This window comes from Bacillus thermotolerans, assembly GCF_000812025.2.
In the GTDB taxonomy this organism is placed as follows: Bacteria; Bacillota; Bacilli; order Bacillales; family Domibacillaceae; genus Quasibacillus; species Quasibacillus thermotolerans.
On the sequence record NZ_JWJE02000051.1, the window covers coordinates 1 to 25,849 of the forward strand.

At 43.1% G+C, this 25,849-nt stretch carries 23 protein-coding genes; 8 read left to right on the forward strand and 15 right to left on the reverse strand.

What is annotated here, in order from left to right; translation table 11 throughout:
• Window positions 1-485: transposase (locus QY97_RS15410; RefSeq protein ID WP_198402944.1), on the forward strand; the 485-nt coding region annotated here is incomplete at its 5' end.
• 216 nt (window positions 486-701) lie between these two features.
• Here the strand turns inward: QY97_RS15410 and QY97_RS15415 are convergent.
• The 11 genes from QY97_RS15415 to QY97_RS15465 all read right to left on the reverse strand — a co-directional run bounded on the left by QY97_RS15415 (window position 702) and on the right by QY97_RS15465 (window position 13,236).
• The gene (locus QY97_RS15415) at window positions 702-1,688 is read right to left on the reverse strand and encodes a 2-hydroxyacid dehydrogenase (protein ID WP_039237359.1); all 987 of its coding nucleotides are present in this window, start codon (window positions 1,686-1,688) and stop codon (window positions 702-704) included.
• Between the two features lie 105 nt (window positions 1,689-1,793).
• Window positions 1,794-2,597 (reverse strand): fumarylacetoacetate hydrolase family protein, encoded by an 804-nt coding sequence (locus QY97_RS15420; RefSeq protein ID WP_039237361.1) that lies wholly within the window; start codon window positions 2,595-2,597, stop codon window positions 1,794-1,796.
• Window positions 2,598-2,847: 250 nt separating this feature from the next.
• On the reverse strand, window positions 2,848-4,464 hold the full coding sequence (locus QY97_RS15425) for an SLC13 family permease (RefSeq protein ID WP_039237392.1): 1,617 nt from the start codon (window positions 4,462-4,464) through the stop codon (window positions 2,848-2,850).
• 310 nt (window positions 4,465-4,774) lie between these two features.
• Entirely contained in the window at window positions 4,775-5,335 is a 561-nt protein-coding gene (locus QY97_RS15430; RefSeq protein WP_039237363.1) for a FumA C-terminus/TtdB family hydratase beta subunit, read from the reverse strand.
• A 24-nt stretch (window positions 5,336-5,359) separates the two neighbouring features.
• Window positions 5,360-6,238: a fumarate hydratase gene (locus QY97_RS15435; protein ID WP_315849925.1), complete on the reverse strand. Its 879-nt coding sequence runs from the start codon at window positions 6,236-6,238 to the stop codon at window positions 5,360-5,362.
• Window positions 6,239-6,663: 425 nt separating this feature from the next.
• Window positions 6,664-8,556, reverse strand: coding sequence for a sigma 54-interacting transcriptional regulator (locus QY97_RS15440; protein WP_198402945.1), 1,893 nt, complete (start codon window positions 8,554-8,556; stop codon window positions 6,664-6,666).
• A gap of 495 nt (window positions 8,557-9,051) precedes the next feature.
• Entirely contained in the window at window positions 9,052-9,597 is a 546-nt protein-coding gene (locus tag QY97_RS15445; protein ID WP_039237367.1) for a DUF4240 domain-containing protein, read from the reverse strand.
• A gap of 166 nt (window positions 9,598-9,763) precedes the next feature.
• Window positions 9,764-10,669, reverse strand: coding sequence for a DMT family transporter (locus tag QY97_RS15450; protein WP_039237369.1), 906 nt, complete (start codon window positions 10,667-10,669; stop codon window positions 9,764-9,766).
• A gap of 89 nt (window positions 10,670-10,758) precedes the next feature.
• Window positions 10,759-11,604, reverse strand: coding sequence for an aminoglycoside phosphotransferase family protein (locus QY97_RS15455; RefSeq protein ID WP_039237371.1), 846 nt, complete (start codon window positions 11,602-11,604; stop codon window positions 10,759-10,761).
• Window positions 11,605-11,778: 174 nt separating this feature from the next.
• Window positions 11,779-12,552, reverse strand: a complete 774-nt coding sequence (locus tag QY97_RS15460) for an acetoin reductase (protein ID WP_039237373.1) — start codon at window positions 12,550-12,552, stop codon at window positions 11,779-11,781.
• A gap of 39 nt (window positions 12,553-12,591) precedes the next feature.
• The gene (locus QY97_RS15465; RefSeq protein WP_039237375.1) at window positions 12,592-13,236 is read right to left on the reverse strand and encodes an isochorismatase family protein; all 645 of its coding nucleotides are present in this window, start codon (window positions 13,234-13,236) and stop codon (window positions 12,592-12,594) included.
• 138 nt (window positions 13,237-13,374) lie between these two features.
• Here QY97_RS15465 and QY97_RS15470 point away from each other — a divergent pair, with 138 nt between their 5' ends.
• The 3 genes from QY97_RS15470 to QY97_RS15480 all read left to right on the forward strand — a co-directional run bounded on the left by QY97_RS15470 (window position 13,375) and on the right by QY97_RS15480 (window position 17,502).
• Complete coding sequence (locus QY97_RS15470) at window positions 13,375-14,808, forward strand: sigma-54 interaction domain-containing protein (protein ID WP_408606284.1); 1,434 nt, start codon at window positions 13,375-13,377, stop codon at window positions 14,806-14,808.
• A gap of 154 nt (window positions 14,809-14,962) precedes the next feature.
• Window positions 14,963-15,937, forward strand: a complete 975-nt coding sequence (gene speB / locus QY97_RS15475; protein WP_039237377.1) for an agmatinase — start codon at window positions 14,963-14,965, stop codon at window positions 15,935-15,937.
• 146 nt (window positions 15,938-16,083) lie between these two features.
• Window positions 16,084-17,502, forward strand: coding sequence for a sodium:solute symporter (locus tag QY97_RS15480; RefSeq protein ID WP_039237380.1), 1,419 nt, complete (start codon window positions 16,084-16,086; stop codon window positions 17,500-17,502).
• A gap of 154 nt (window positions 17,503-17,656) precedes the next feature.
• Here the strand turns inward: QY97_RS15480 and QY97_RS15485 are convergent, their stop codons facing one another.
• The 3 genes from QY97_RS15485 to QY97_RS15490 all read right to left on the reverse strand — a co-directional run bounded on the left by QY97_RS15485 (window position 17,657) and on the right by QY97_RS15490 (window position 19,246).
• Entirely contained in the window at window positions 17,657-18,169 is a 513-nt protein-coding gene (locus QY97_RS15485; RefSeq protein WP_166701705.1) for a hypothetical protein, read from the reverse strand.
• Entirely contained in the window at window positions 18,166-18,552 is a 387-nt protein-coding gene (locus QY97_RS20545) for a hypothetical protein (protein WP_125444189.1), read from the reverse strand. The genes QY97_RS15485 and QY97_RS20545 overlap by 4 nt, the downstream gene beginning before the upstream one ends.
• Window positions 18,553-18,727: 175 nt before the next feature.
• Complete coding sequence (locus QY97_RS15490; protein WP_166701704.1) at window positions 18,728-19,246, reverse strand: TetR/AcrR family transcriptional regulator; 519 nt, start codon at window positions 19,244-19,246, stop codon at window positions 18,728-18,730.
• 219 nt (window positions 19,247-19,465) lie between these two features.
• On the opposite strand from QY97_RS15490, the gene QY97_RS15495 reads away from it, so the two are divergent.
• Window positions 19,466-20,221, forward strand: coding sequence for a carbon-nitrogen hydrolase family protein (locus QY97_RS15495; RefSeq protein WP_039237384.1), 756 nt, complete (start codon window positions 19,466-19,468; stop codon window positions 20,219-20,221).
• 102 nt (window positions 20,222-20,323) lie between these two features.
• Here QY97_RS15495 and QY97_RS15500 read toward each other — a convergent pair whose 3' ends face one another.
• A complete protein-coding gene (locus tag QY97_RS15500) occupies window positions 20,324-21,031 on the reverse strand; it encodes a hypothetical protein (protein ID WP_052725943.1) in 708 nt (235 codons plus the stop codon).
• Window positions 21,032-21,336: 305 nt separating this feature from the next.
• Here QY97_RS15500 and QY97_RS15505 point away from each other — a divergent pair, with 305 nt between their 5' ends.
• The 3 genes from QY97_RS15505 to QY97_RS15515 are packed head-to-tail and all read left to right on the forward strand — an operon-like array spanning window position 21,337 to window position 25,634.
• A complete protein-coding gene (locus QY97_RS15505) occupies window positions 21,337-23,589 on the forward strand; it encodes an EAL domain-containing protein (RefSeq protein ID WP_082090256.1) in 2,253 nt (750 codons plus the stop codon).
• Between the two features lie 7 nt (window positions 23,590-23,596).
• Entirely contained in the window at window positions 23,597-25,228 is a 1,632-nt protein-coding gene (locus QY97_RS15510; protein ID WP_039237386.1) for a thiamine pyrophosphate-binding protein, read from the forward strand.
• A 16-nt stretch (window positions 25,229-25,244) separates the two neighbouring features.
• Window positions 25,245-25,634, forward strand: coding sequence for a carboxymuconolactone decarboxylase family protein (locus tag QY97_RS15515; protein ID WP_039237388.1), 390 nt, complete (start codon window positions 25,245-25,247; stop codon window positions 25,632-25,634).
• The last annotated feature ends 215 nt before the right edge of the window (window positions 25,635-25,849 follow it).

Sequence of the window (25,849 nt, forward strand, 5' to 3'; positions counted from 1 at the left end):
GCCGAATACCCGTGAAGGAACATCCACAGTGCCGCCGGACTCAATTCCGCCGAATAAAGGAAGATCTTTACGCTTGCCCTTGCGGGGTGCCTTTTTACTATCGGACGACCACACGGAAAGGTGCCCATGAGTTTAAACCGCCAAAAGGCAGCTGTCAGGGGTGCCCATTTGCGAAAAAACCGGGAGAAGACCGGGTGCTTCGTCTATCCATTCATCAGGAGACGTATAATGAACTGCGCCAGCAGCGCCTGTCTCTGCGGGGAAAAATCTTGCGTTCTGTTCGGCCATCCACCGTTGAATTAAGCTTTGCACACAGTAAAGAACTCCACGGTCTGCGCTATGCACGTTACCGTGGAGTTCAAAAAGTGAAAACGCAAGTTTTGATGACTGCCATCATACAAAACTTGAAAAAGTGGGCCAAACTCCGCTCTTTACAGAAAATTGGTCTCCACCTCACTTCTCATATTATAGAAGATTCCATTTAACAATTTAAAAAAAGTGAAAACCCCGGTGAGAATTCACCAGGGTTTTCTTGACTAAGTTGTTTTTCAACAACGTGAAAGATGGTGCAAACATCAAAGTTTGCACCATCTTTTATTTGTCAAAGACCTTTATTACTCGTGAGCCGAGCAAACGTACTGAAAGGCTTGCCCCTTAATCGTTCTTTCTCACGCTGCCTCTTCTGCTCGCTGCCCTTCACATTATTTCATATTTTGAAGAACCTCTTCATTCAATAGATTTTCAGGAACTTCCCCACTAACAGCGGCCACTGCATTGCGGGCAGCTTTCATGGCCATTTTGCCCCGTGTCTCCTTTGTGGCACTGCCGATATGAGGAAGAGTTACCACGTTCGGCATCTTCAATAATGGATTGTCCGGATCGACCGGTTCCTTTTCATATACATCCAGTGCCGCACCCGCAATCTGTTTTTCCTGCAGGGCTTGGATCAAGGCGGCTTCATCCACTGTAGCACCACGCGAAGCATTCACAAGAATGGCATCCTTCTTCATGAGAGCCAGCTCTTTTTCTCCGATCATCTTTCTTGTTTCGTCGGTAAGCGGGGTCAACACAACCACGTAATCTGATTGTTGAAGAAGCTGTTCGAGTGAAACGTAGCTCGCTCCTAATTCCTCCTCGACATCCGTCTTGCGTGAGCGGTTGTGATAAAGAATGTCCATGTCGAAGCCTTTCGCCCTACGCGCGACGGCTTCCCCTATTCTTCCCATGCCAATAATGCCGATCGTTGCTCCGAACACATCCTTGCCGAGCATTAAGCTAGGGAACCATTCCTGCCATTGCCCCGATTTTACATAATGATCCGCTTCAGCCACTCGTCTAGCCGCTGCCATCAGAATGCTGAAAGTAAGGTCGGCTGTCGTTTCTGTTAAAATGCCGGGTGTATTCGTTGCCATGACTCCTCGCTTCGTCAATTCTTCCAAATCAAAATTATCGTAGCCGACAGCGATGTTGCATACTGCCTTCAGCTGCGGAGCTTGCTCAAGAATTCGGCCGTTGATCTTTTGTCTGGAATAGCATAGAAGAGCGTCTGCCTTGCTTAACCTGTCTAGAAACTCCTCCTCAGCCATCTGTTCTTCCTTATTGCGATAATCCACATCGCCATATTGCTGTAGAAATTGAATGACTTCCTCACTCACCCGATTGGGTATGAAAAACCGTGGTTGACTCATTTTTTTCTCCTCTCCCCTTTCTCCGTATCGTTCACTTAAGTCACGCGAATCTGCTATTCTTCTATATTGAATTGGCACCCAATTGCCTTCAGAAATCTTCTTTATTTATTCTACATAATTACTTAGTTTACCAATCTTCTCAATCTCAACAACTACCAGATCACCACGGTCTATTGGACAGCTGCCAGAAGGCGACCCTGTTGCTAAAACATCACCAGGTTCTAGTGTCATGACCTGCGAGATCCAACTTATAAGATGCGGAATGGTAAAGCTCATTTGATTCGTATTACCATCTTGGACGATTTCTCCATTTAAGGTTGTAACAATTCTTAGATTTGAAGGATCTATACCGGTGACAATGCACGGACCTAATGGCCCAAAAGTGTCAAACCCTTTACCCCGTGTAAACTGAGGGTCGCTTTTTGTAAGATCCCTTGCTGTCACATCATTAAATATGGTGCAACCAAAAACATAGTCCATCGCATCTGCTTCTTTTATATTTTTACCGCGTTTCCCAATGACGATTGCTAGTTCACCTTCTAGTTCCACTTGATTGGTTAAATCACTTGGAGGAAGAATGATGTTTTCCTTATCTGGAATGAGCGAAGATAACGGTTTTAAAAACAAAAACGGCTCCTTCAGATTAGCCTCGCCGCCGGTTTCCTTCGCATGTCCTGCATAGGTCCAGCCGAAATTAATCACTTTAGACGGTTTTACAGGCTCCAAGATTTTTACATCATTATATTTCACCTTTACACCGTCATACCGTATTTCCTCGTTGACCAGCTCATCAAAATTACTCGACAGCTGTAATATATCCTCGCCTTCAACCATACCGTAATATTCATTGCCATTTTGGTTCTGATAGCGAATTATTTTTTGCGTTTTTGTTTTTTGTTGTACCTGCATTAGATGTCAACTCCAAATTACAAATATTTTATAAAAGAAGGGTGCAAATTCATGCATCGCCCTTCTAGCTTCCCCAAACAGGATCACTCTGAATGAAGCAAGCCCTATTCTTTGTAGCGCTAAATGGTCTTTCCTATTTTGTAGCGATTAAGGGTGCTGGGTTATTTTTAAAACAAGGATGACCTCGAATCTTTTGGGTTTCCTGGCGTGCTGTGTTTATGACTAGGCATGTATCACCTAGTGAGGCCATTTATTTGAGATTGCTAGGAAAAACCGTTAAGTCGATATTCATGATGACTGGCAGGATTAAATATACAGCACTCACAATAAGAATAACAGCCAAAATATTAACCCAGAACCCAGACCTCACCATTTCAGAAATGGTTATTTTTTCAGTTGCGTAGATAATGGCATTGGGAGGGGTTCCCACAGGTAACATAAAGGCACAATTGGAAGCCATCGCTGCAGGAACCATCAAAGCAAACGGATGAACATTAATGGCAAGTGCTAGGGAGGCCAAAATTGGAAGAATCATAGTAGCAGTAGCCATATTAGACGTAATTTCAGTCAAGAATAGGATTAAAGCTGTTGTCAGAAGTATAGTAAGTATAAGATTCATCCCTTCAAGCACAGTCAATTGCTGTCCAATCCAATCAGCCAAGCCTGTCTCTGCAAATCCACCTGCAATCGCGAGACCCCCGCCGAATAACAAGAGCACACCCCATGGCAGTTCACGTGAAACATCCCAATCTAACAGCTTACCACCTTTCGTCTTTGAAGGAATTAAGAATAACAGAATTCCGACAAAGAGAGCAATCATGGTATCGCTGATGCCAGGAATCAAATCTGTCCATAAATATGTTCTCGAGATCCACATGAATGCAGCAAATAGGAACAAGGAAAATACACTTTTCTCTTCAAAACTCATTTTACCAAGTTTTTTTCGTTCTTCCTCGATCAATTTCTTTCCGCCTGGAATCTCTTGAAGTTTAACGCGAAAGGCAACATTCACGAGGTAGAACCATGTAAAAGAAATTAAAACAAGAGCAATAGGCGCTGCAAAAAACAGCCAGGTAGCAAAAGTGATTTCCACATTATATAACTTTTGAATGGTCGCTGCTAAAATGATGTTCGGAGGGGTTCCAATGAGCGTCCCAAAACCCCCGATCGTTCCTGCAAAGCCAATTCCAAAAATAAGCGCTTTCTCAAACGTTTTCACTAAATTTGTATCATCCTGGCCCTTCCTTATATTCGCCAACGCTTGAAATGTAATCGCGGTTCCAATAGGAAGCATCATCATTACCGCTGCTGTGTTGGATACCCACATAGATAAAAATCCGGTTGCTAACATAAAGCCTAACACAATTCTCTTCGGATTAGCACCAACTTTTGAAACGATGATAATCGCAATGCGTTTATGCAAATTCCACTTTTCCATTGCAAGCGCTATCATAAATCCACCCAAAAAAAGAAAAATAATAGGGTCCCCATAAGCAGAAGCTACATCTGCTCCATCAACGGCTTGAGTGACCGGCAGCAGGAGCAAAGGCAATAGAGAAGTAACCGGAATCGGAATGGCCTCTGTAATCCACCATACGGCTACCCAGGCAGTAGTTGCCAAGACCGAGACAGCACTCTTTTCCAACCCCTCAGGAGAGAAGAACATTTGAATCAAGACAAAAAGAAGTGGACCCAGTACTAAACCAATAAATTGAGAACGCTGATAGGCTGGTTTGTTCTCCAGCGAGTGCTCACTTTCCATCATATCGACAATGGGTTCAGCTTTGCTAGGAGCAGATGAAAAGAATAATAGCTGTTTAACCTTACTGTGAGCTCCCCAACTCATATCCCAAGCTTGTTTTATCATCGATTTTTCCACCAAAAGCCCCCCTAGTTTGTTATAAATTACACGAAAACTATAAATAAGCGGTAACGCAACAGAACCATTGATACACGCGATCATTTATCCACTCGATTTCTATCTAACTTTGATAACCACATCAGACCTCGTAAATTTCCAAGCAGCTGAACGTGCCTTGCTTCAACAATATCAACGATCACACTCAAGAAAATAGTGGGGGCTATCCCGCCTCAACCATAATCGTAAAATAGGGATAGATAGCCCCGATTTTTTAACCACGGTCTATCACCTGGTGAACTTTTTTAAAGGTGTGCTATTACCGTTCAATTGTTCGATACTTAGCAATCTCCTGTTCATAAAGGTCTTTTCCGTGTGCATCATAGACAACTAACACAGGGAAATCTTTAACAACAAGCTCACGGACCGCCTCTGGCCCCAGATCTTCATAGGTCACCACCTCTGCCGTTTGTATCTTGTCGCTTAAAAGAGCAGATAACCCGCCAATGGCAGAAAAGCAAATCGCTTTATTGTCTTTACATGCATCTTTAACAGATTGACTGCGAGGTCCTTTTCCAATCACACCTTTAACCCCATATTCGAACATGGCTGGCGTATAGGGATCCATACGAGAAGCTGTCGTAGGGGCGATAGATCCAATAACCTGTCCAGGTTTGGGTGGTGTTGGTCCAGCATAAAAGATGATCTGGTTTCGTAAATCAATCGGAAGTGGTTGATTATTTTCAAGCCGCTCTAAAAAGCGCTTATGCGCAGCGTCCCTCGCTACGTAAATAACTCCATTCAAAAAAACCTCATCCCCTGCCTGTAAATGTAAAACATCTTCATTCGTAAGGGGTGTTTCTATATATACCTTAGCCATTATTTAGCACCTTCTTTTCTAAATTTAAATGATGCAGGATTTTTTTCGTGCTGCATGACACTGAATATTGACCGCTACTGGTAGAGCCGTGATATGGCATCCGTATGTTTCAACAGCCGTCCATAAGGATGTACTTGTTCCGCCCAGCCCCTGTGGACCGATACCTGTTTTGTTAATTTCCTCAAGCAGTTCTTTTTCTAGTTGCGCAATATGTGGTTCAGGATGGTACTGGCCGATGTCACGCAGGACCGCCTTCTTAGCTATTTCTGTTACTTTGTCAAAGCTCCCTCCGATCCCGACACCAACCACGATCGGTGGACACGCTCTTCCACCCGCGGCTTCAATCGTGTCCAATACAAATTTCTTCACCCCTTCTACTCCCTCTCCCGGGAGCAGGAATTTCATAGCACTCATGTTTTCACTTCCGCCGCCTTTTGGTAAAACCGTTAATTTAATTTGGTTCCCGGCTACAAGTTTGGTATGTATCACACCAGGCGTATTATCGTTTGTATTTTTTCGGAGCAACGGGTCTCCAACAATGGAATTGCGCAAATATCCCTCCTTATAGCCCTTGCGAATTCCTTCGTGGATCGCCTCTTCAAAACTTCCTCCGTCAATATACACATCCTGCCCCACTTCAGCAAAAACCACGGTTAATCCGGTATCGTGGCAGTACGGACGATCTTCTGTTGCGGCCAATTGAGCATTTTCGATGAGTTGATCGATAATAGATCGTCCTAACGGCGACTGCTCAGATTCTCTCGCTTTATGGAATCCTTCTACAATGTCCTCCGGCAAGTTATAACAAGCTTCCCAGCAAAGTGTTGCCACTGTATCGCGGATTTGGTCAACAGAAATCTTTCTCACTGTGTTACGCATTTGATTAACGGAAACTTCACTCATGTTTTCCCCACCTCTATACTTTTTTGTCTTTCATTCTCTTAAAATGCAACATACGTGCCAAAACGGAACAGTTAGAGCAAAAATAATAGAATAAATATTTACAAAGACGAGGTATTTCTATCAAATCTCTTTCAACAGACTCGCCTATTCCTGCCTTTAAGGGAGTTTTCGTACGCTTAAAAATTTTTTCTCTTCGCTGCTAAAGAAAATATAATCATTCTTTAACCATATAAACAAAGGGAAGTGATCCCCGGCCCCTCTTTCGATTTTGGTTCATTTATGAACTCATTGTTCCAAATTAGAAACAAACCTTATGTATAATACCGTTTACTCGTGCCATGAAGTTGACATAAACATTCTTTGATCACAAAAAAAGAGGACGGTAGCCGCCCTCTCTATCGTTGATATGAAATTATTTTTGGATTTCATTTTTCGTTTTCTGGATTCAGCTTTCTCCATAGGGTAGTTCTGCTAATATTATAAGTTTGGCACAAACGTTTTTTGTCTCCGTTGTATTCATCTAACAGCTTTCTCCAGATTTCCGCTTCCATTTCTCTAAAGTCATTTGAAATCTCTACCTGAAGTTTATTCGTTCTTCTCTTCCTTTTTTTTATCGGTTCCATTAGCTGTAAAACATGGTTTCGTGTAATCCTTCCCTCTGGCGTGCGAATAACTAACCGATGTATGGCATTTTGAAGCTCTCTAGCATTGCCTAGCCATTGATAGTCCAATAGCGGAAGGAAAACATCTTTATCCTCCCAAAATAACGCTCGTTTTTCCCGTATCATTTCCGATTTCAAAAAAGAAATCGCTAAAGGGATAATATCTTCTTTTCTATGACGCAAAGGAATTAAATCTAATTCCAATGTGGACAGCCTGTAATATAAATCTTCTCGGAACTTCCCATCCTGGGACAAATCATATAATGATTTATTGGTGGCACAGATGATGCGAACATCAATAGGGATGACGCGGTCTCCACCAATTCGCCTTACCTCTTTCTCCTGCAAAACACGCAACAGCTTCGCTTGAAATTGGGGAGATATCTCTCCAATTTCGTCCAAGAAAAGTGATCCACCGTGCGCTAACTCAAACAAACCGACCCTTCCTCCCTTGAGAGCGCCAGTAAAGGACCCCTCCACATATCCAAATAATTCGCTTTCTAGTAAATTCTCATTAAGAGCAGCGCAATTGACGGAAACAAATGGACCTTTATGTCTTCCACTCGCGTTATGAATGCTTTGTGCAAATAATTCTTTCCCTGTCCCACTCTCCCCATAAATCAATACTGTTCCTTCAGATTTGGCGTATAATCTAGCTTCCGAGACGACTTTCTTCATTTCACTATTGATGGTCACAAAGTCATCAAATGTATTTTTCGCAAATAAGCCACGGTCATTTAACCGTTTCCGAATGTTGAGCTCTAGATTTTGGATTCGGCTGATCTCCTGGTATATCCCGACAGATCCATGGAAAACTGAATCCACATAAATCGGTATCTGATTAACGACGATCTTTTTTCCGTTCGCTAAGGAATGCAAAAAATTACGTTCTTCCTCTTTTTTCTCAATGATTTTAAGTAAATGCGGGTCGGTCATGCAATCCGAATAGCTTTTACCTACAACATCTTCTTGAGAGAAATCGAATATTCTTTTCGCAGAATCATTAGATACCGTAATGTTGCCGTTTGGATCAATCGTAAGCACGGCATCATTAATGACGTTAAGAATGGACTGCAGCTCTTTGATCTTTGCTCTTTCCCTTGTCTGTGCCCGAAGAACATTTGTCGCTGTTTCCAATGCCATGAGCAAGGATTCCCCGCCTGACTTAAGCAAATGACCATGAATGCCATGCTGAAGAGCGATGTGTGTAGAAACCCGATCTCCAATAATCGCTTCTACTTGTTCATGCTGAATTAATCTTTTCACGGTATCGGCAAATTGCCCCTCCATACCTGTCGCAAATACCAATTGTAATTGATCAGTTAATTCCAAGGTGTGATTGATGTTAGATAATATGTTAGCAGGAGTAATAACCGCAATTTTTTTATAGCCCCGTTTGGCAACAGCACTAATCGACCGCAAAATATCAGCTGGGGTAACAGGCACATCAACGATGGGCAAATCTAGTGAGTTTCGAAGGGATTTGGCCGTCCCTCCTCTTGAGATAATTACTCGTGTTGCCGGGTTGATTTGTTGTTGGTACGGTCTTTTAGAGTCACCTAATATAACTGAGAATTTAATGTCCGTTTTTTCACGAAGCTGTATGGCATCTTTCTCGAGCTCCGGATACGGGGCAATAATTAAAATATCTTCCACTCTCATCACCTTCTGTCGAATATTGCATTATATACTTACACTTCCTCGTCTAGTGTAGAAATTATAACAGATTAAGCATATAGCTGATACCTTCATATGAATAGGTCTATAGGGGAAACTTATAAACTTGCTCGTTACATGAAGCACCATCATAAGACACTATATATGAATTACTTCCTTCAATTGAATTAGTAAATAATAAAGAAGTATTCTTTGAACTTACTGGTGATTCGATAGAAGAGAATCAAATCATATACTCAGGCTAACGGGCAGCTTAAATTCAAAAACAGGACTGTCGGTAGACGGTCTTTTTTTCACGTCTTTCAGTGACATAACTTATAAGCTATAACCGACCCATTCTTACGAGATTAAAAAAAGCCGGCTTCTAATGTGAAACCCGCTTGAACATTTAGTTATTTCATTAAAACGCCTATTTGTCGAGAGTTGATTCTAACTTCTTTTATAAGCATAACTATTTAACTCAATGGTTTTCTGTCAACCTAGCGGCTCTTCTCCAAATCTTTCCCATAAAGCAGGAAATAGAGTGTCCAAATCATCTTCTTCCCAGTCAAATTCAATATCAGGAGCCGCTAGAAGCCCCTTCTTGTCAAGGGCTTCTAGCAGTTCATCATGTGTATCGTCATCCCATTCCGTATCTCCCGTCTTGATCAGCGTATAAGCATCTAATCCGACCGAAAGCAATTCTTCATTTTGAGGGAAACCCTCCTCGTCCAGGTTATCTTCATGAATGTATTCTGCTAAAAATTCTGGATCCTCTATTACCCTATTATATATTTCTTCTCCCTGTCCAATCAGCCATCCCCTAAAATAGTCAAAAGTATCGTCAGAACAGCCGCCCATCAAAACAAAGGCCGCTCCCCATAAGCGAGACTGATAGCTGGCGTTCATTAATTGTTGGAATATAAATTCAAAGTCTACTACCTCTTCTAACCCTCTTTGAGCTAACTTTTCTGTTAGCCATTCCGCCTGATTAAATTCTCTGGACTCTTCAATGAATCTCCAAAACTTCTTCTTTTCCAATATATACGCCCCTTTTCTTGACTAATGATGAGGGCTATTCAATAGGTCTTAAAAGAACCTGCAAGCCTTCATTATGTCAATCGCAACTGTCCGGACATGCAGTTATGTACACGCACGGGAAAATGATTTTATTCTTTTTATGATAACGTCTACGCTTCAACTTTGCCTAAGAATAGCTTTTCTTAGTGTTAGATGGTCCTTGTGCAACTAGAATGGCTGAATACAAAACCAATGCAATCCCTAACACTTGCCAGCCTCGCAAATGTTCGCCAAGAAAAAGGATTCCTGTTATGACTGCGATAATAGGTTCTATCGTTGCTAGAATGGAGGCCTTGCTGGCTTCTAAATGCTTTAGTCCTGACGTGTATAAAACAAAGGCTGCCACCGTTGCTACTAGCGCTAATAATACCGACGACACCCAAACGTCTACATATTGAAATTGATCAACCTTTCCTGCTATGTCGCTTGTTAATAACATGAAAATACTCGTATAGAGAAACGTGTACGTGGTAATGGTCAAGGCGGAATACCGTTTCGTTACCGTTTTACTGAAAATACTGTACAGCGCATAACAAAATCCAGACAGAATCCCCATTAACAACGTATTCATCGGGATATTTCCTTGGCCGAATGGCAGCAAACCGACGACAAAGGCACACCCTGTAATAGCAAGAGCCAGTGCCCAGCCTTTGCGAATGGTCAAGGGTTCTTTAAAAAACAGGCGGGATAGAATGGTGACAAACAATGGACCTGTATATAAAAGAGTGACGGCAAGGGACAAGCTCGATTGAGAAAAAACTTCAAAGTAGAAGAAATTAAATAAGGCGATACTAAAAATCCCCGCACCCGCGAAGAAAAGATGATCTTTTAATCTCGTACGTAACTGATCACGAAAAAATAGGGCCATAAGCAGAATTAAGATCATAAAGGTAAAGATCCCCCGGATCGCCACTACGTCCCAAGCCGTGAAGCCGCGCGCATACAAAGGAGCAATGAATAACCCAATAAGCCCCCAGCATGCCGCACCAGCAATGGTAAGGATGTAAGCTCTCAGACTCAACCGTTTTTCCATATCACTCACCTCCTTTTCAGCAGTTCTATGTCCATCATAAAATATCGAGCCTTCATTTGGTATCCATACACCCGGCTAAGCAGCGACAATTACTTTTCTGTCACAACATCCTTCCAGTAGCGCCAAGCCTTTATATATTCCTCAAAATCCTGTGGATGATGCTTCATACAGTTACCTAGCCTCATATATAAACCGATGATTACTTCTTCATATAGAAATGAACTATGATCCTCAGCTTTTATCATCCATTCACTTACTGCTGAACCGATGGTTTCCTTTGTTAAATCATCTGGAGAAGAACAAAAGGCGTATATTAAATCATACAGAGGATCCCCGATCACAGGGGTCGGGTCGATCACACCCATCAACTGTCCTTCTCTAAAAATAAAATTATGTACCCCGCAATCCCCGTGCAATAGGAACGGCTGTCTATCTATATTCATTTGGCAGAGGTTAAGAACCAAGTGATGATCATCCATTTCTAACCGTGAACCTATCATTTTCTTTGCATCCGTCAGTCTGTTCATAAGAAAACACTGCCAGGAATCGACTGGCTCGTCTACCCATCCCCAGCCCATACCGGGAGCGGGCTGATAATGATTTAAAAGCCCTTGCATAAGAGCTTTTAGCATATCCTTTTTGTTTTCTCGGGCATAGTGTGTGGACCCTTCTATAAATGAATAAACGAAATACTTGTGTGATGGTTCAACGAATAGAAGCGTTGGCAGCAAATTTGATTCTTTATAAGAGTAAAGAAAATTCGCCTCCGACTCGATAACTTGCGGTTCATTTAACTTAACGACATACTTCTTGTCGTTCCAGTTAAGGAGATACAGCTCGCTGACAGTGCCGCCATTTAACTTCTCATATTTAATTGGTTCCGAATGCATGATCTTACTCTGAATTAAGTCTAAAATAATCGTTTGAATATCCATCGCTTCACTCCAGTCTCGATCTATTCTGCTCTTAGTTTACGTACATTTGCTGACAATCTCAATTGCATAATAGCTAAATATGTAACTACGATCCGTATAAAGTGTTTGTATAGGCAGATACTGAAAAAAAAGAACCTATTGATCAGAAGCCAATAGGTCCCTTCTTCCTGGCTGTTACCTAAATACGATACCGCCGTCAGTAATGATGGATTGTCCAGTGATGTAGTCAGAATCATCGGATGCTAGGAAGGATACAAGATTGGCCACATCCTCAGGCTCTTGTGGTCTTCCTAATAGAATACCTTCAGAAAACTTTTTAAATGCATCTCCTGGTTCCATGTCATCATAGTATTTGACCATTTCCGCGTCGATCCGGTCCCACATAGAGGTTCCGGCCACGCCAGGGCAATAGGCGTTTACCCGGATACCATACGCAGCCAGCTCCTTAGCTGCTGATTGTGTCAATGAGCGCACCGCGTGCTTAGTCGCCGAATAGGTGGCTAGCATTTCATAGGATTCATGCCCGGCGATGCTGCAGGCATTAATGATTTTTCCTTTCGTCTTTTGCTCGATGAATTGTTTCGCAGCTGCCTGCGTTCCGAATACGACGCCGTTTACATTAATAGCAAACGTTTTATTCAGCTGGGCTTCATCAATATCTAGAAATGGACTCACGACATCGATGCCGGCATTGTTGACAAATACATCGATCTGTCCGAATTCCTCTACTGCTTTGGCTACTAGATTGAATTGGTCTTCTCGTTTAGAGACATCACCTGTGACAGCTATCACATGGAGCCCGTCCTTCTTAAATTCTTCTAAAGTCGAATCAAGCAATTCCTGGTTAATATCATTTAATACGATATTAAATCCATCTTTCCCGAGGCGCTTAGCAATCCCTTTTCCTAAACCGCCTCCAGAACCTGTTACGATCGCTACTTTTTCCATATAAACCTCTCCCTTCGTGAATTGGATCTATTCTTAAATTTATACCGTTACGTTAGCATTCTCTAATTTACCAATAACCTCTTTCGTTGACGCAATTTCCGCTACACAAAAGGACAAGCTGGTGAGCGTAGCTTTCTGGACATCCTCTGCATTCATTGGCCCAGCCCCTAAATCAGGGTGATCCATCGTCCCTGTCGCGTCTGATACGAAAATGACGTTATAATCTCTGAATTGAGCGTCCCTTGCGGTGGATTCACAGCACATATTCGTCACCGTTCCGGTAATGATCAAGGTATCAATCCCTCTATTGCGCAACTGTGTTTCCAGATCTGTATTGTAAAACGCACTGTAGCGGTGTTTTTTAATGACTAGCTCCCCTTCCATTGGAGCCAGCTCTTCGTAAATTTCTACTCCTTCCGTGCCATCAACTAAAGCCGTCTGGTTGCCAATCGGCTCCCAAAACTGCCCCATTAACCCCATGTCTCCCCGATCTTTTCCGTGGACATGCGCCGTATAAATAATGGTGGCTCCTTTCTCCCTGCAAGCATTCAACAGCGTTTTTAAAGTGGGAACCATTTCATACGCCATAGGCACTTGCATGGGAGCTCCCGGCTTGACAAAGTCATTCTCCATGTCGATGACGAGTAAAGCTGCTTTCTTCGGATCATTAATCTCAAACTTCATATTGTCCCTCCTACTCCTAATACATATTTACGTGTAGCAGCTCGAAGATGGTCGTTTTGATTATAACACTATTTAAAATTTTCTGATAACATTATGTATGATTGGCTGCTTTCCCTTGTTGCGATAGGTGAAGCTATAATGATATTGAAAGGAAAAGGTGAAAAGATGGAAAAACTCGACATGCTGGAAGTGGAACTTGATGCTGTAGTACGAGCCTCCAATGACAATATTTTTATTATCGACGGACAGGGAACTGTATTAAGGGCGAGTCCAAACAGCTCATCTATTTATGGAATAGAGGCTTCGGATTTAATTGGGAAATCTGTATTCGACCTTGAGTCGAAGAATATTTTCAAGCCATCGATAAATGTAAAAGTGTTAAAAGAGCGGAAGGAAGTCCGGTTAATGCAACACACAACGACGGGACGAACCGTGATGGCCACCGGCATTCCCATTTTCAATGAAGCCGGCGAGATTGTTCGGGTCATCAGTTTTTCTCATGATCTAACTGAATTGGAGGAATTAAAGGCAGAATATGAAAAGCTGCGAGCCGCAACGGAAAGGTACCAATCGGAAATTCAAGAAATGAGGGAAAAAGACTCTAGCTTCGAGAATGTCGTGTTGAAAAGCAGATCCATTCAGCGGATATGGCAGCTTGTTCAGCGAGTAGCTAAATCAGATGCTTCGGTTGTTTTTCTTGGAGAATCCGGAGTAGGAAAATCGCTGTTTGCCCGCGCTCTCCATAAAGGAAGCAAAAGAGCAAAGGAGACCTTTATAGAGGTCAACTGCGGAGCCATTCCTGAAACATTATTTGAGTCTGAAATGTTTGGATTCGAAGCCGGCTCATTCACGGGAGCCAATAAAAAAGGAAAGCCAGGGTTAATCGAGCTGGCTGACAAAGGAACCCTCTTTCTCGATGAAATCGGAGAGCTTCCCCTATCCGTCCAGGCCAAGTTATTAAAAGTCCTTCAAGAAAAAGAGATTACAAGAGTGGGAGGAATCAAACCAAAGCCTATTGATTTCCGGTTAATCGCCTCGACGAATCAGGACTTGGCTGAAATGGTGAAGGAAGGAACGTTTCGTCAAGATCTCTTTTATAGACTCAATGTCATACCTATTACGATTCCCCCTTTGAGAGAAAGAAAAGAAGATATTGTGATGCTTTTACATTACTTTTTGCAAAAATACAAAGAAAAATATGAGATGGACAAAACCTTTCACCCAAAAACATTAGAGAAGCTAACCGCTTACGACTGGCCAGGAAATGTGCGAGAGCTTGAAAATACGGTGGAGCAGCTAGTCATCACATCAGAGACAAAAACGATTTATCCGGAGTTACTCCCCTCTTACCATCACCAGCAGCATGGAAACACGGATAGCTTACATATCGAGGAGCTCGAAGAGAAAAACATGACGTTAAAGGACGCTCTCGAAGAAGTGGAAATTCGCTGGTTAAAGCGAGCCGCTCAAAAATGCAAGACCACCTATGAAATGGCTGAATATCTTGGTCTGAATCAATCAAATGTGGTGAGGAAATTAAAAAAATACGGCATTAATGCGAAATTGCATTGAAATGCGTTCGTGCATTAAAATAATCCCGTTCAATGCACAAACGCATTAAATGAGTCATAAAATGGCCGTTTCTACGGGGATTTTGCTTTGGCACGGTTATTGCAATTATACGTAGTGAAAGTATAGAAAATTCAATCAACAGGGGGAAAATGAAATGTATCAACCAAAAGATTCTTCACTCTCACCACGCTTTTGCGGGGTGCGGACATTTATGAGATTAGAGCAAATTAAGACAACAGATAACGTGGATTTCGTCGTGCTAGGTGTTCCTTTTGACACAGCGGTCTCCAATCGCACAGGACAGCGTCTAGGTCCTCAGCACATTCGCAATTTTTCCGCCATGCTTCGTCCGTACAATCCCGATATGGATATTAATATTTTTGAATATTGCTCAGGTGTAGATTATGGAGATATCGATGTCATCCCTGGCAACATCCATCGCACGTACGACAAGATGGTCTCTGAACTTACGCCTATTCTCGAGAAAGGCATTACCCCTATCATTATGGGCGGCGATCATTCTATCAGTCTAGGAAACCTTCGTGCTTTTCATAAAAAATACGGTCCGATCGCGCTTGTTCATTTTGATTCTCACGGCGATACTTGGGATAACCTTTATGGAGAAAAATATATGCACGGGACACCGTTTCGCCGCGCTGTAGAAGAAGGGCTGTTGGATGTGGATCACTCTATCCAGGTAGGTATGCGCGGCTCCCTTTACAGCCCTGATGATATTCAAGATGCTCGGGATTTAGGGTTTGAAGTCATCCCAATGAAGGAAGTTAGGCAAATTGGCTTCCAGGAAGTGATGCGCCGCATTCACGAGCGTGTCGGCGACCGGCCGGTGTTTGTTACTTATGATATTGACTTTGTGGACCCAGCATACGCTCCAGGCACGGGAACACCTGAAATTGGCGGCCCGACAAGCTATGAAGCATTAGAGTATGTGAGAGGCTTAGACGGTCTCGACATTGTTGGTTTTGATTTAGTAGAAGTTCTCCCGACTTATGACAGCGGTGAAATTACAGCGGCTCTGGCCTCCACTATCATATACGAAATGATTACATTGACCGCCTTGAAGAAAAAGCGCCTTCAATCATTAGTCAATACAGCAGATAGATCTAAATAATGAAAACAGCAAGGGTGAAAAATAGTTTCACCCTTGTTTGTTAAATTATAAGAATATTAATACTTTATAGAAAAGTTAATGCTCATTATAAAAATTAGTGAATCCTAAGTAATTTTATAAAACTCTTAAAAGGAGGCGAAAAATTAATGAATTCCACTGCTCTTTTGATAATGATTGGCTACTTCACTGCATTGGTTGTTGTTGGTATTATTGGCTCTAGAAGAGCAAAGACATCAGAGGACTATATTTTAGCCGGAAGGAATTTAGGATTTTTCATGTATTTTGGCTGTTTAGCAGCCGTTATTCTTGGAGGCGCTTCCACCATAGGCACCACGCGGCTCGGCTATGAGTATGGATTGTCCGGCATGTGGCTCGTATTTATGCTTGGTTTAGGCATCATGTTTCTCGGCGTTTTTCTGCTTAAGAAAATCGCCAACTTCAAGGTCATGACGATTAGTGAATTTTTAGGGAAGCGTTTTAATAAACAAACGCAATTAATCAGTGCCCTCGTCGCTTCCATCTATGCCATGATGGTCACCGTGACCCAAGTCATCGGAATGGGAACGATCCTGAATGTATTAGTCGGATGGGATTTGACTTTATCCATGCTTGTTGGCGGCGGAATTGTTTTATTTTATACCATACTTGGCGGAATGTGGTCAGTGACGATGACGGACATTGTTCAATTCATCGTGATGACGATCGGAATCTTCTTTATTATGGTACCGATGAGCATTTCAAGTGCAGGAGGCTGGAGTGCCCTGACGAACCAGCTGCCAGACACATATTTTAGCTTTACTGGAATTGGTCTAACCCAAATCTTTCACTATTTCTTGCTGTTCGCCTTAGGAATGGTGGTTGGACAAGACATTTGGCAGCGCGTCTTTACAGGTAAAACCTTAAACATTTCCCGTACTGGAGCAGTTTTCGCCGGAGTTTACAGCTTATTGTATGGACTGGCTGTGAGCATCATTGGGATGTGTGCGTTTATTGTTCTTCCAAACCTGGACGATACTCAAAATGCCTTTGCCAGCATGGCATTAGAAGTGCTTCCGGGCGGAGTTCTTGGGTTTGTGCTTGCAGGCGTCGTCTCAGCCCTGATGTCAACAGCTTCAGGCACGCTGCTGGCTTCTTCTACATTAATTACGAATGATATTTTAAAGGCTCACTTTTTTAAAGATATTAATGAAAAACAATTCCTGATTCTCTCGAGAACAGTTACATCCATCATTGGAGCGGCGACGATTGTCTTCGCTATTTGGATTCAGGACTTGCTTGTGGCTCTTGACGTTGCATACGCCGTATTGACAGGAGCTATCTTTGTACCAATCATTCTTGGATTCTTCTGGAAAAGAGCGACAGCAAATGCTGCTTTTTATTCCATTATCGTCAGCACCATCACGATTCTTGCTGGGCTTGCCATTGAAGGCATCACATCTACCAATCCCATCATTTATGGAATTGCAGCGAGTGTTGTGGTCATGGTCGTTGTTTCATTATTAAGCGAAAAAAATCAGAATGACGAGCAAGACCTTAGTGCCAGCGAAGAACAAATTGCAAAATAACCCTCCAATAACCAAAAATCAAAAGGCCCTTCTCTTCCATAAAGAAAGGGCTCTCTTTCTTCCTACACCTATCCTCAATCCATTTATCATACCAATATAACGCAGCATCTCCGCCTGGCCAGAGTGATTCAGCAGCTTCTGGATCACGGTTGGGTCAATGCCTGACTAAAGGAAGTTTATCAGTTGAAAGAGCGCGTTCTCTCCTTTGTTTTATAAAAAAGACACCAGCAATGAGTGCTGTTCCTGCCCAAGCCAGCAATAACAGTCCCGCCAGAATCGGCAATATGGTTAGTTCAAAAACGGTGCGCCCTAATGCCGTTTGGATACCGATAACTCCAATCATAAGCATCCAGGCGATACTGCCCGAATGGAGCAGCCGCTTTTTATAGCGTTCATTCAAGTCACTTTTTTCTAAAAGCCAGGCTGGAATGATCAGTGTTTGAAGCGCATGGAATCCTATGCCATGAAGGACAATGAGATTTCCTGCCTCTCCTGTAAACCGGTCTTGAAGCAAAATCATCCAGATTCCTGAAAGATTGGCTGCTAAAATGGAAAGAAAGGCATAACGGACGCCAACCATGAGCAGTGGCCGATTAAAAGGCGCTCTCATTCGCAAGAAGTGGATGGCAAGCCATATTGTTAAAGTTACAAGCATTAACGAAATCACACCAAACAACATGCCTCCGATCGCATCGATGAGCGAACCTTTCTGCGAAAATCGAGGATTGAAGCCCCGGAAGTTTTGAATAGTGACAATCGCATATGAATACATCGTCGCGATGATAAAAAGCAGCGGATGACCTTCCTCTTCCCTGTTGTAAATCTCGTAAGTGGCAGAATGGCAGCTATGGAAAGCAAAAACATGCCGATTGCCGCATTAAAGGAAAACGCATCTTTCACATTTCCTTCTGGTCCAATCATTGGCCCTTGGAAAAAGATGTAGACAGCTATGCATGCAGCAAGAATCACCCCTATCAGACCTGTGATGACCAGACTTTTCTCACCTTGAAAAAGCTTAATAGACTCTTCAGCATGTTGATATGTTTTCATTGCTGGCTCCTCCCTTTTGAAATGATTTATTTATCAATCAATAAATAAGATGGTAAAAAAATTTATTATTTCATTCATGCTCTAGTCGATCAGCTGAGTATGACAGGTCCTTCTCATATAAATTTATTTATCAGTCAATAAATTTATATGAGAAAAAAGGAGAGACTCCTTTTTTCTAACCATCATCCCCCACTCCCTTTGTTAATTGCGGCAAATCCAGCACTTCTGCAACTGTAATTAATAATCCTGTCCCAATAAAATGAGCTGCTGTCTTTTCGGCCTCAGGTATTCCCGCTCTTTCGAATTTCAGTGATAAAGAATCAAAGATCGTTTTAAATAACTTTCGTACATGTTCACGAATGCCCTCTTCTGAAATGGCGTGCGCCTGCATTACCATCAGTACTTCATCACGGTGCGTTTGGATGACTTCTTCAAAGGCATGACCCATTGTTTCGATTAACTGATCTGCTGGAGCATCAATCTTTGCGAATGTATCGTAAATCCTTCCGAACGCCCGATCCATGACTGCCTTGAACAACTCCTCCTTGTTTGCAAAAAAATGAAACACATAGGGCTGTGTCACTCCGGCTTCCTTCGCCACCATGGCGGTCGTAGCTTTGTAATATCCCCTCTGCGCGAAAACACTTACAGCTTTTTCAATGATGATTTCTTTTTTGTCTTCTCGGGCTGCCAAAATATTTACCATCCTTCTAGAATTTTATTTATTTATTGATTGATAAATAAAAGATATCCAAGGTTCGTTCCTTTGTCAATCATTTCTGTTAAACTTCTGCACCTGCTAAATTAAATATCATTTCCCACATATCATATTGCTTTCTATGATTGGTCCCTAAAAGTTAAATATATAGTAAGATGAGCTTAATCATTGAAACGCAGAAAAGGTGGAGTTATTTTGAGGAAAATCAGAGTTGCTTTATTGCATTTGCTCCCTCGTGTGGGAGATATTCCTTATAACCAGCAATTAATTGAAAAAGCTGTGAAGCTCGCGGCAGCTAAACAGGCCGACTGGATCATCACACCCGAATTAGCTGTCAGCGGGCTGCAGTTCTCCCGGAAGATCGGTACGAACTGGATCGAGCAACAGCCCGATACATGGATGAACCACGTTCGCATGTTGGTTAAGTCTTTAAAGGTAAATGTCTTTGTTGGCTGTCCGGAAAGGTCTGAGGACGGAAAGCTGTATAACTCGGTATTTGTGATCAACAGAAACGGTGATTTAGCGGGAAGGCAAAGAAAGGCCGCTACCCTTTCAGATGGCTGGTGCGAGTCAGGCACTGTCATTGAACCGATCGACCTAGGAGGCATAAAAGCTGGGGTGATGATCTGTGCAGATGCTTATACAAAAACAGTCGCAAGCACCTTATTAGCGAAAAGAGCAGACATCATCGTGGCTCCTTCTTCCTGGGGACCCGGCTTGCATGGGCCAAACGGAGAGTGGGAACAGCGCTCAATCGATACAGGATTGCCTGTATTTGTCTGCAATCGGACGGGAGAAGATGAAACGGTGGCTTTTTGGGAAGCTGAAAGCATGGTTCTTAAAGATGGAAAGCGCCTCCTGTCGCACAAGTCCCGTCAATCAGCCATTGTAACGTTCGATTGGGATGTAGAGAAGATGAACGTCCTTTCTTCGGAGCGCCAGCTTATTTAAAACAAGTGGTACCGATGTTTACACACATATATAAATCAAGGACCTTATTTGAGATAAGTCCTTGATTTATTTCAATAGACAGTGAGATGACCAACCTACCGATTAAATAACCGACCGGCCCCTTCTTCTTATTTGTGCATAGCGAGGATAGTCTCGAGAACGCACTACATGCCTTTGCCCAGCTTCCTTATGAACCTCTGCTTTTTTCGCCCGCATGTCCTCAAGCCTTTTTTCAGTGGAGGAAGTAAACAGGAAACTGCCAATCGCAAGTGCCGACGCGACCGCAATTCCGCCTAGCACCATCGTTCCTCCTGAAACGCCTAGACCTCCGTCGCTTAACGACCCTCCGCCCAGATAAGCCAATGCCGCATTTTGCGCGACCGCTCCAGACAAGGAGGCAATCGGTGTCCCTGTTGAGGAGGAAGCAAAGGTGGTAGTGGCCTCTAATGTCGCCAACGCCGCAATCACACCTCCGGCCATAGAAGCGACACCGGCGGTCATCACTTGTCCGGCCCCGACCACCCGCTTCTCAACGTCTGCGGCATGTCCCTCCCTATTCACAGAAGAAACAAGCTTTTTCACGGGCCCACCTGCCAGGCTTAATTTAAGTAAGCTATCTGCTGCTTGGTTCGCATGACCGCGCGGCCGTTCAAGCTGGCGATAAGCTGTTTGATATGTAGCTTCAAGCTGTAATGTAAGCTCCTGCGTTTTCTTCATGTTTTGGTATGACTCGTACCCTTTCTTCCCTGCAACTGCCGCAGAGGTGACCGTCGCACCGGCTACCAATAATGGAATAAGTGGTAATGGCATAGTGATCCCCTACTTTCATAAATAGTTTTGTATAACCGGCGAAGGCTGCCAGGCTACCCCTTCCTTTTCTAAGTTTACGAATTTTCGGGTAGATAAACTTCTATTTTGTGGTAACTTCACATTCCTCCTCTCTATACCAGCTCTCCCTTTCTTCTAGAGTAGTAGTATCAGTGGTTCCATTGCTTAGGAATTGTTTCCAAGTGCCTTGAAATTCCTACACCAAGAAGACGGTTTTTTCTGTTAAAATAAAGAAAAAATACCCAATTTTGAAGAATAACACTTATATAGAATAGGTGGTGGGACCCTTGTATAAGGACCACTTAGTTGAATCCGCATACTCATTGGTTATTCAGGAAGCTAATCAGAGATGTCGAGCGAGGGGATTGGATCCAGAAGATGTTCCAGCTCCATTCGTTGTCAATCCCGAGAAATTAAAAGAAATTCAAAAGAACTATGCAGAAGTTCTAAAAGTCATTAACTTTTTCGTTCCAAAGTTTTTATATATGATCAAGGGCACTCCTATCCTTATTGTTGTAACAGATGATGAAGGCACTATTTTATATATGGAGGGAGACCCTGCTATAAAAAGCATCATTCAGCAATTAGGCTTTATACCGGGCGTGCGGTTTTCTGAAGAGCATAACGGGACGAATTCTATCAGTTTGGCACTGAGCACCAATCAGCCTATAGAAATAGTTGGGACTGAGCATTACCATAAGATCCTGCAGCAATCTGCCTGTTATTCGGTTCCGTTTCACTCTGTAAAAAATGACGTTCAACTAGGGACCATTTCTATCATGACTGCTTTAGATTATGGAAGCCCTCTTTTGCTGACATTATTGTCCACAGTAGGTGACTCCATTGAACGGGAAATCCTTCTTCGCAGCCAGAACCGGGATTTAAACATCCTTAACCAGATTGTCACCAATTCAACGAAGACAGGGATTATTTTTACAGATAAACATGGTCAGGTAACAGAATTTAATGAATATGCGCAGGAACTGACTGGCTGGAGCAGGCAAGCTGTATTAAACAAGCCGGTTTTACAGTTAGATAAGATAGGGCCGTTGATTCATGAAGTGCTTCAAACTCGCGAGGCTTTTTCTAATATCGAACTAGAGCTGAGACATGCCTCTTCTTGCGATCAAACAATATGTTTGTTCGACGGGAAGCCCATTTACAGCGAGAACGGTGAACTCATCGGCGCCTTTGGAAACTTCAGGGATATCACTGAACGGTATAAAGCCGAACTGAAAGTAAAGCATATGGCTCATCACGATGAACTTACCGGACTCCCTAACCGAAGGTACCTCCAGCAATTTTTAGGAGAGTGCTTAGATCATGCGATGAAACATAAAGAAATGCTTGCTGTCTTTATGCTGGATCTAGACCGCTTTAAATTGATCAATGACACGTTAGGGCACAGCAAAGGAGACCTGCTTCTTACGAAGATTGCCGGAAGATTGAAAAATTATCTACAGAGCCGGGCGAAGGTTTTTCGAATGGGCGGCGACGAGTTTACGATTATACTCCCTAAGATCCACCGCCCTGCGGACGTAGTTCGTATGGCTGAAGACATCATTGACGTAGTCCGGCAACCCTTCGTCATCCAGGAATATGAGTTCCATATCAGCACTAGCATAGGGATTTCCTTTTACCCCCATGATGGACATGATATTCATAGCTTGCTCGTCCAAGCGGATACGGCGCTGTACCGTGCCAAAGAAAAAGGGAAAAACCGTTATGTGATTTATGATTCGAATATGAAAGAAAAATCCTTCCAAAAACTGACTCTGGAAACGGAGCTGAAACATGCGATAGAAAATAACCATCTCTTCATCCATTACCAGCCTCAAATCGATTTAAAATCCAGTAAGATTATTGGGCTGGAAAGCTTGTTGCGCTGGAATCATCCTCAGCTTGGCATGATTTCTCCGGAGGAATTTATCCCTTTAGCAGAAGAAATGGGACTCATGTTCACTCTGGGAGAGTGGGTGTTTCGAAATGCCTGCCAGCAGCTAAAAGCTTGGCATAATAAGGGGTTTTCTTCTTTAAGAATGGCGATTAATTTATCTCCGCAGGAATTTTTAAAACAAGGTTTAGTGAAAACAATCCAGCAAGTTTTGAAGGAAATGGAATTAAATCCTAGCTTTGTGGAGTTAGAAATTACGGAATCCATGACGATGGATGTAGAAAGAGCCATTTTGATTTTAAATGAGCTGAACGAGCTGGGGATACAAATTGCCATCGATGATTTTGGCACTGGCTACAGTTCTCTTAATTATTTAAAAAGGTTCCCTATCCATCGCTTAAAGATTGATCGCTCGTTTGTCCGCGATATCATGAAGGATGAAAGTGATGCAAAAATTGTCAGCACCATCATTTCAATGGCTCACGCTTTAAACCTGGACGTCCTCGCAGAAGGTGTTGAAACAGAGGAACAATTAGACTTTCTGCGCCAATTAAGTTGTGACCAGGTTCAAGGCTATTACTACAGCAAACCTTTACCGGCTGACGAGATAGAAAGAAAGCTGATTAAGCAAAGTGAGAGGAAGTAAATATTTAATGAAAACAATTGCTGCTTTGTTAGTTGAACACCTAAGAAAATTTGGAGTAAGCCATGCATTTGGAATTCCAGGAAAAGCGGTTGTGCCCCTCCTTTTAGAAATAGAAAGACAAGAGATGACCTACGTTTTAGCAAGACATGAATCAGGAGCCGGGTTTATGGCCGGCGGCTATGCCCTTCAAAACCATACATTCGGTGTGGCTATAGGCACTTCGGGTCCGGGAGGCACTAACATGCTGACAGCGGCCGCTCAGGCAATGGCCTATCACCTTCCCGTGTTATTCATCACAGGCCACCCTGCCATGAAGGACACCGGCAAAGCAATCGGACAAGACTCCAGCCCATTTGGAACGGATCTTGTCAAAATGTTTGAGCCAGTTACACTTTTTAGCACAAGAGTGGAACGAGGGGATTTATTCCCGATGTACTTTCGCCATGCACTAGAAAAGGCGTGGACCGGACGCAAAGGACCGGTTCACCTGTCCATACCGGCTGATGTGTTGATGGAGGAAATTGAACCATTTGATGTATCTCTTCCTCAACCATTGCCAGCCGTATCCTCTTACATTGACCAGGTGATTCCATTACTGGAGAGAGCAAAATCCCCCCTTCTTTTTGTAGGAAAAGGGGTTCATCTGTCAAGGGCCTATGACGAGGTAAGAGAGCTATCTCTGCGTTTTGACATTCCCGTCATTACGACGCCGGGTGGAAAAGGAACCGTGATTTCCAGCCACCCTGGCTATCTTGGCCCTTTTGGTCTCGGCGGCACGGCGGAAGCCTCTCACTATTTAAAGATGGGTGTCGATCTTTTAATCGTGATCGGTACAAAGCTATCAGACATGACGCTGGCAGGGTTCACTAACGATATGAACCCGCAGCAGATCATTCAATTTGATATAGAACCAACCTTTGTCGGGAAATCGATTCCCGTACCGACACTTGCGGTTATGGGAGATGCCAAAGAAAACCTGCAAGCTCTGCTGGCCAAAACCTCGAGGAAAGAGGACATAAGCACAGTACCTGCTTCCTCTTCTGAGTTAATAGAGGCAGAAAAACCCGCTGCACTTGAAAAGTGGATATCAGCCGGGAGGGCCGTTGAAGTCTTGCGGCAAACCCTTCCCGCTCAAGCTTTATTATTTGGAGATGACGGAAGCCATACGTACTATGCCATTCAACATTTTGACATTTTACAGGAAGGCACCTTCTTCTTTGATGATGTGTTCGGAACGATGGGACATGCGATTGGCTATGCGATCGGCGCCAAATTCGCTAACCCGGATCGGCCGATTGTTTGCTTAACAGGCGATGGATGCATACTCATGCATGGCACGGAGATCTCCACTGCCGCTTGTCATCAACTGCCGGTTATTTTTGTTGTTTTCAATAATGGCAGATTGGATATGGTGGATAAGGGAATGAGGCATAATATAGGGCGCTCAGTGGGCACAGTGTATGAAACTGCTGTGGATATTCATCTATTCGCCCGATCATTAGGAGCCGCCTCCTTCCGATGCACCCAGGAGCAGGAAATGGAAGAGGCCGTTACCTTTGCATTGAAACAGCAAGGTCCTACAGTGATTGAAATCATGGTGGACCCGGAGGAAGTACCCCCAACTATGATGAGAGGTTAGAAGAGGAGGCATTACCTTGAAAAGTGAACGTTACCAAAAAGGGCTCGAAACTTTACGCAAGCTAACTGGTGATTCCAGCCAGCAGGCCATCGAAAATGTGAAAGCATTTTCTCCGGATCTTGAAGAGATGATGATGGAGTTCGGGTTTGGAGATGTATATAGCAGACCGGCCCTCGACTTAAAACAGAGAGCACTCATCACGCTCACTTCTTTAATTACTCAAGGAGCAGGCGAACGCCAGCTCACCTTCCATTTTAAAGCGGCCATGCATGTGGGATGGAGTGTAGAGGAAATCATCGAGATCATTATTCAGTGTGCAGCTTACGCTGGGTTTCCAAAAGCGGTCGCTGCTCTTGAGCTTCTCAAAGAAATAAGCACAGAGAATCCTCAGCCACCTGAACAGTAAGCCGCACTTATTTTTCAAGCGACCTTTTTTATAAGGTCGCTTCATTCTGTTGATAAAGTCTTCTGTCAATGGACAAGCAGTGAAAAAATATGTAGAATCTCCTCAGAATACATGAAAGAGGAGATTTTTTTATGTTCTTTTCTCACACCTACCAGGAAATTGAACAAAACCGGGCGTTCTATCTTCACATGTATGATGCTTCCCATCAGCTTGTC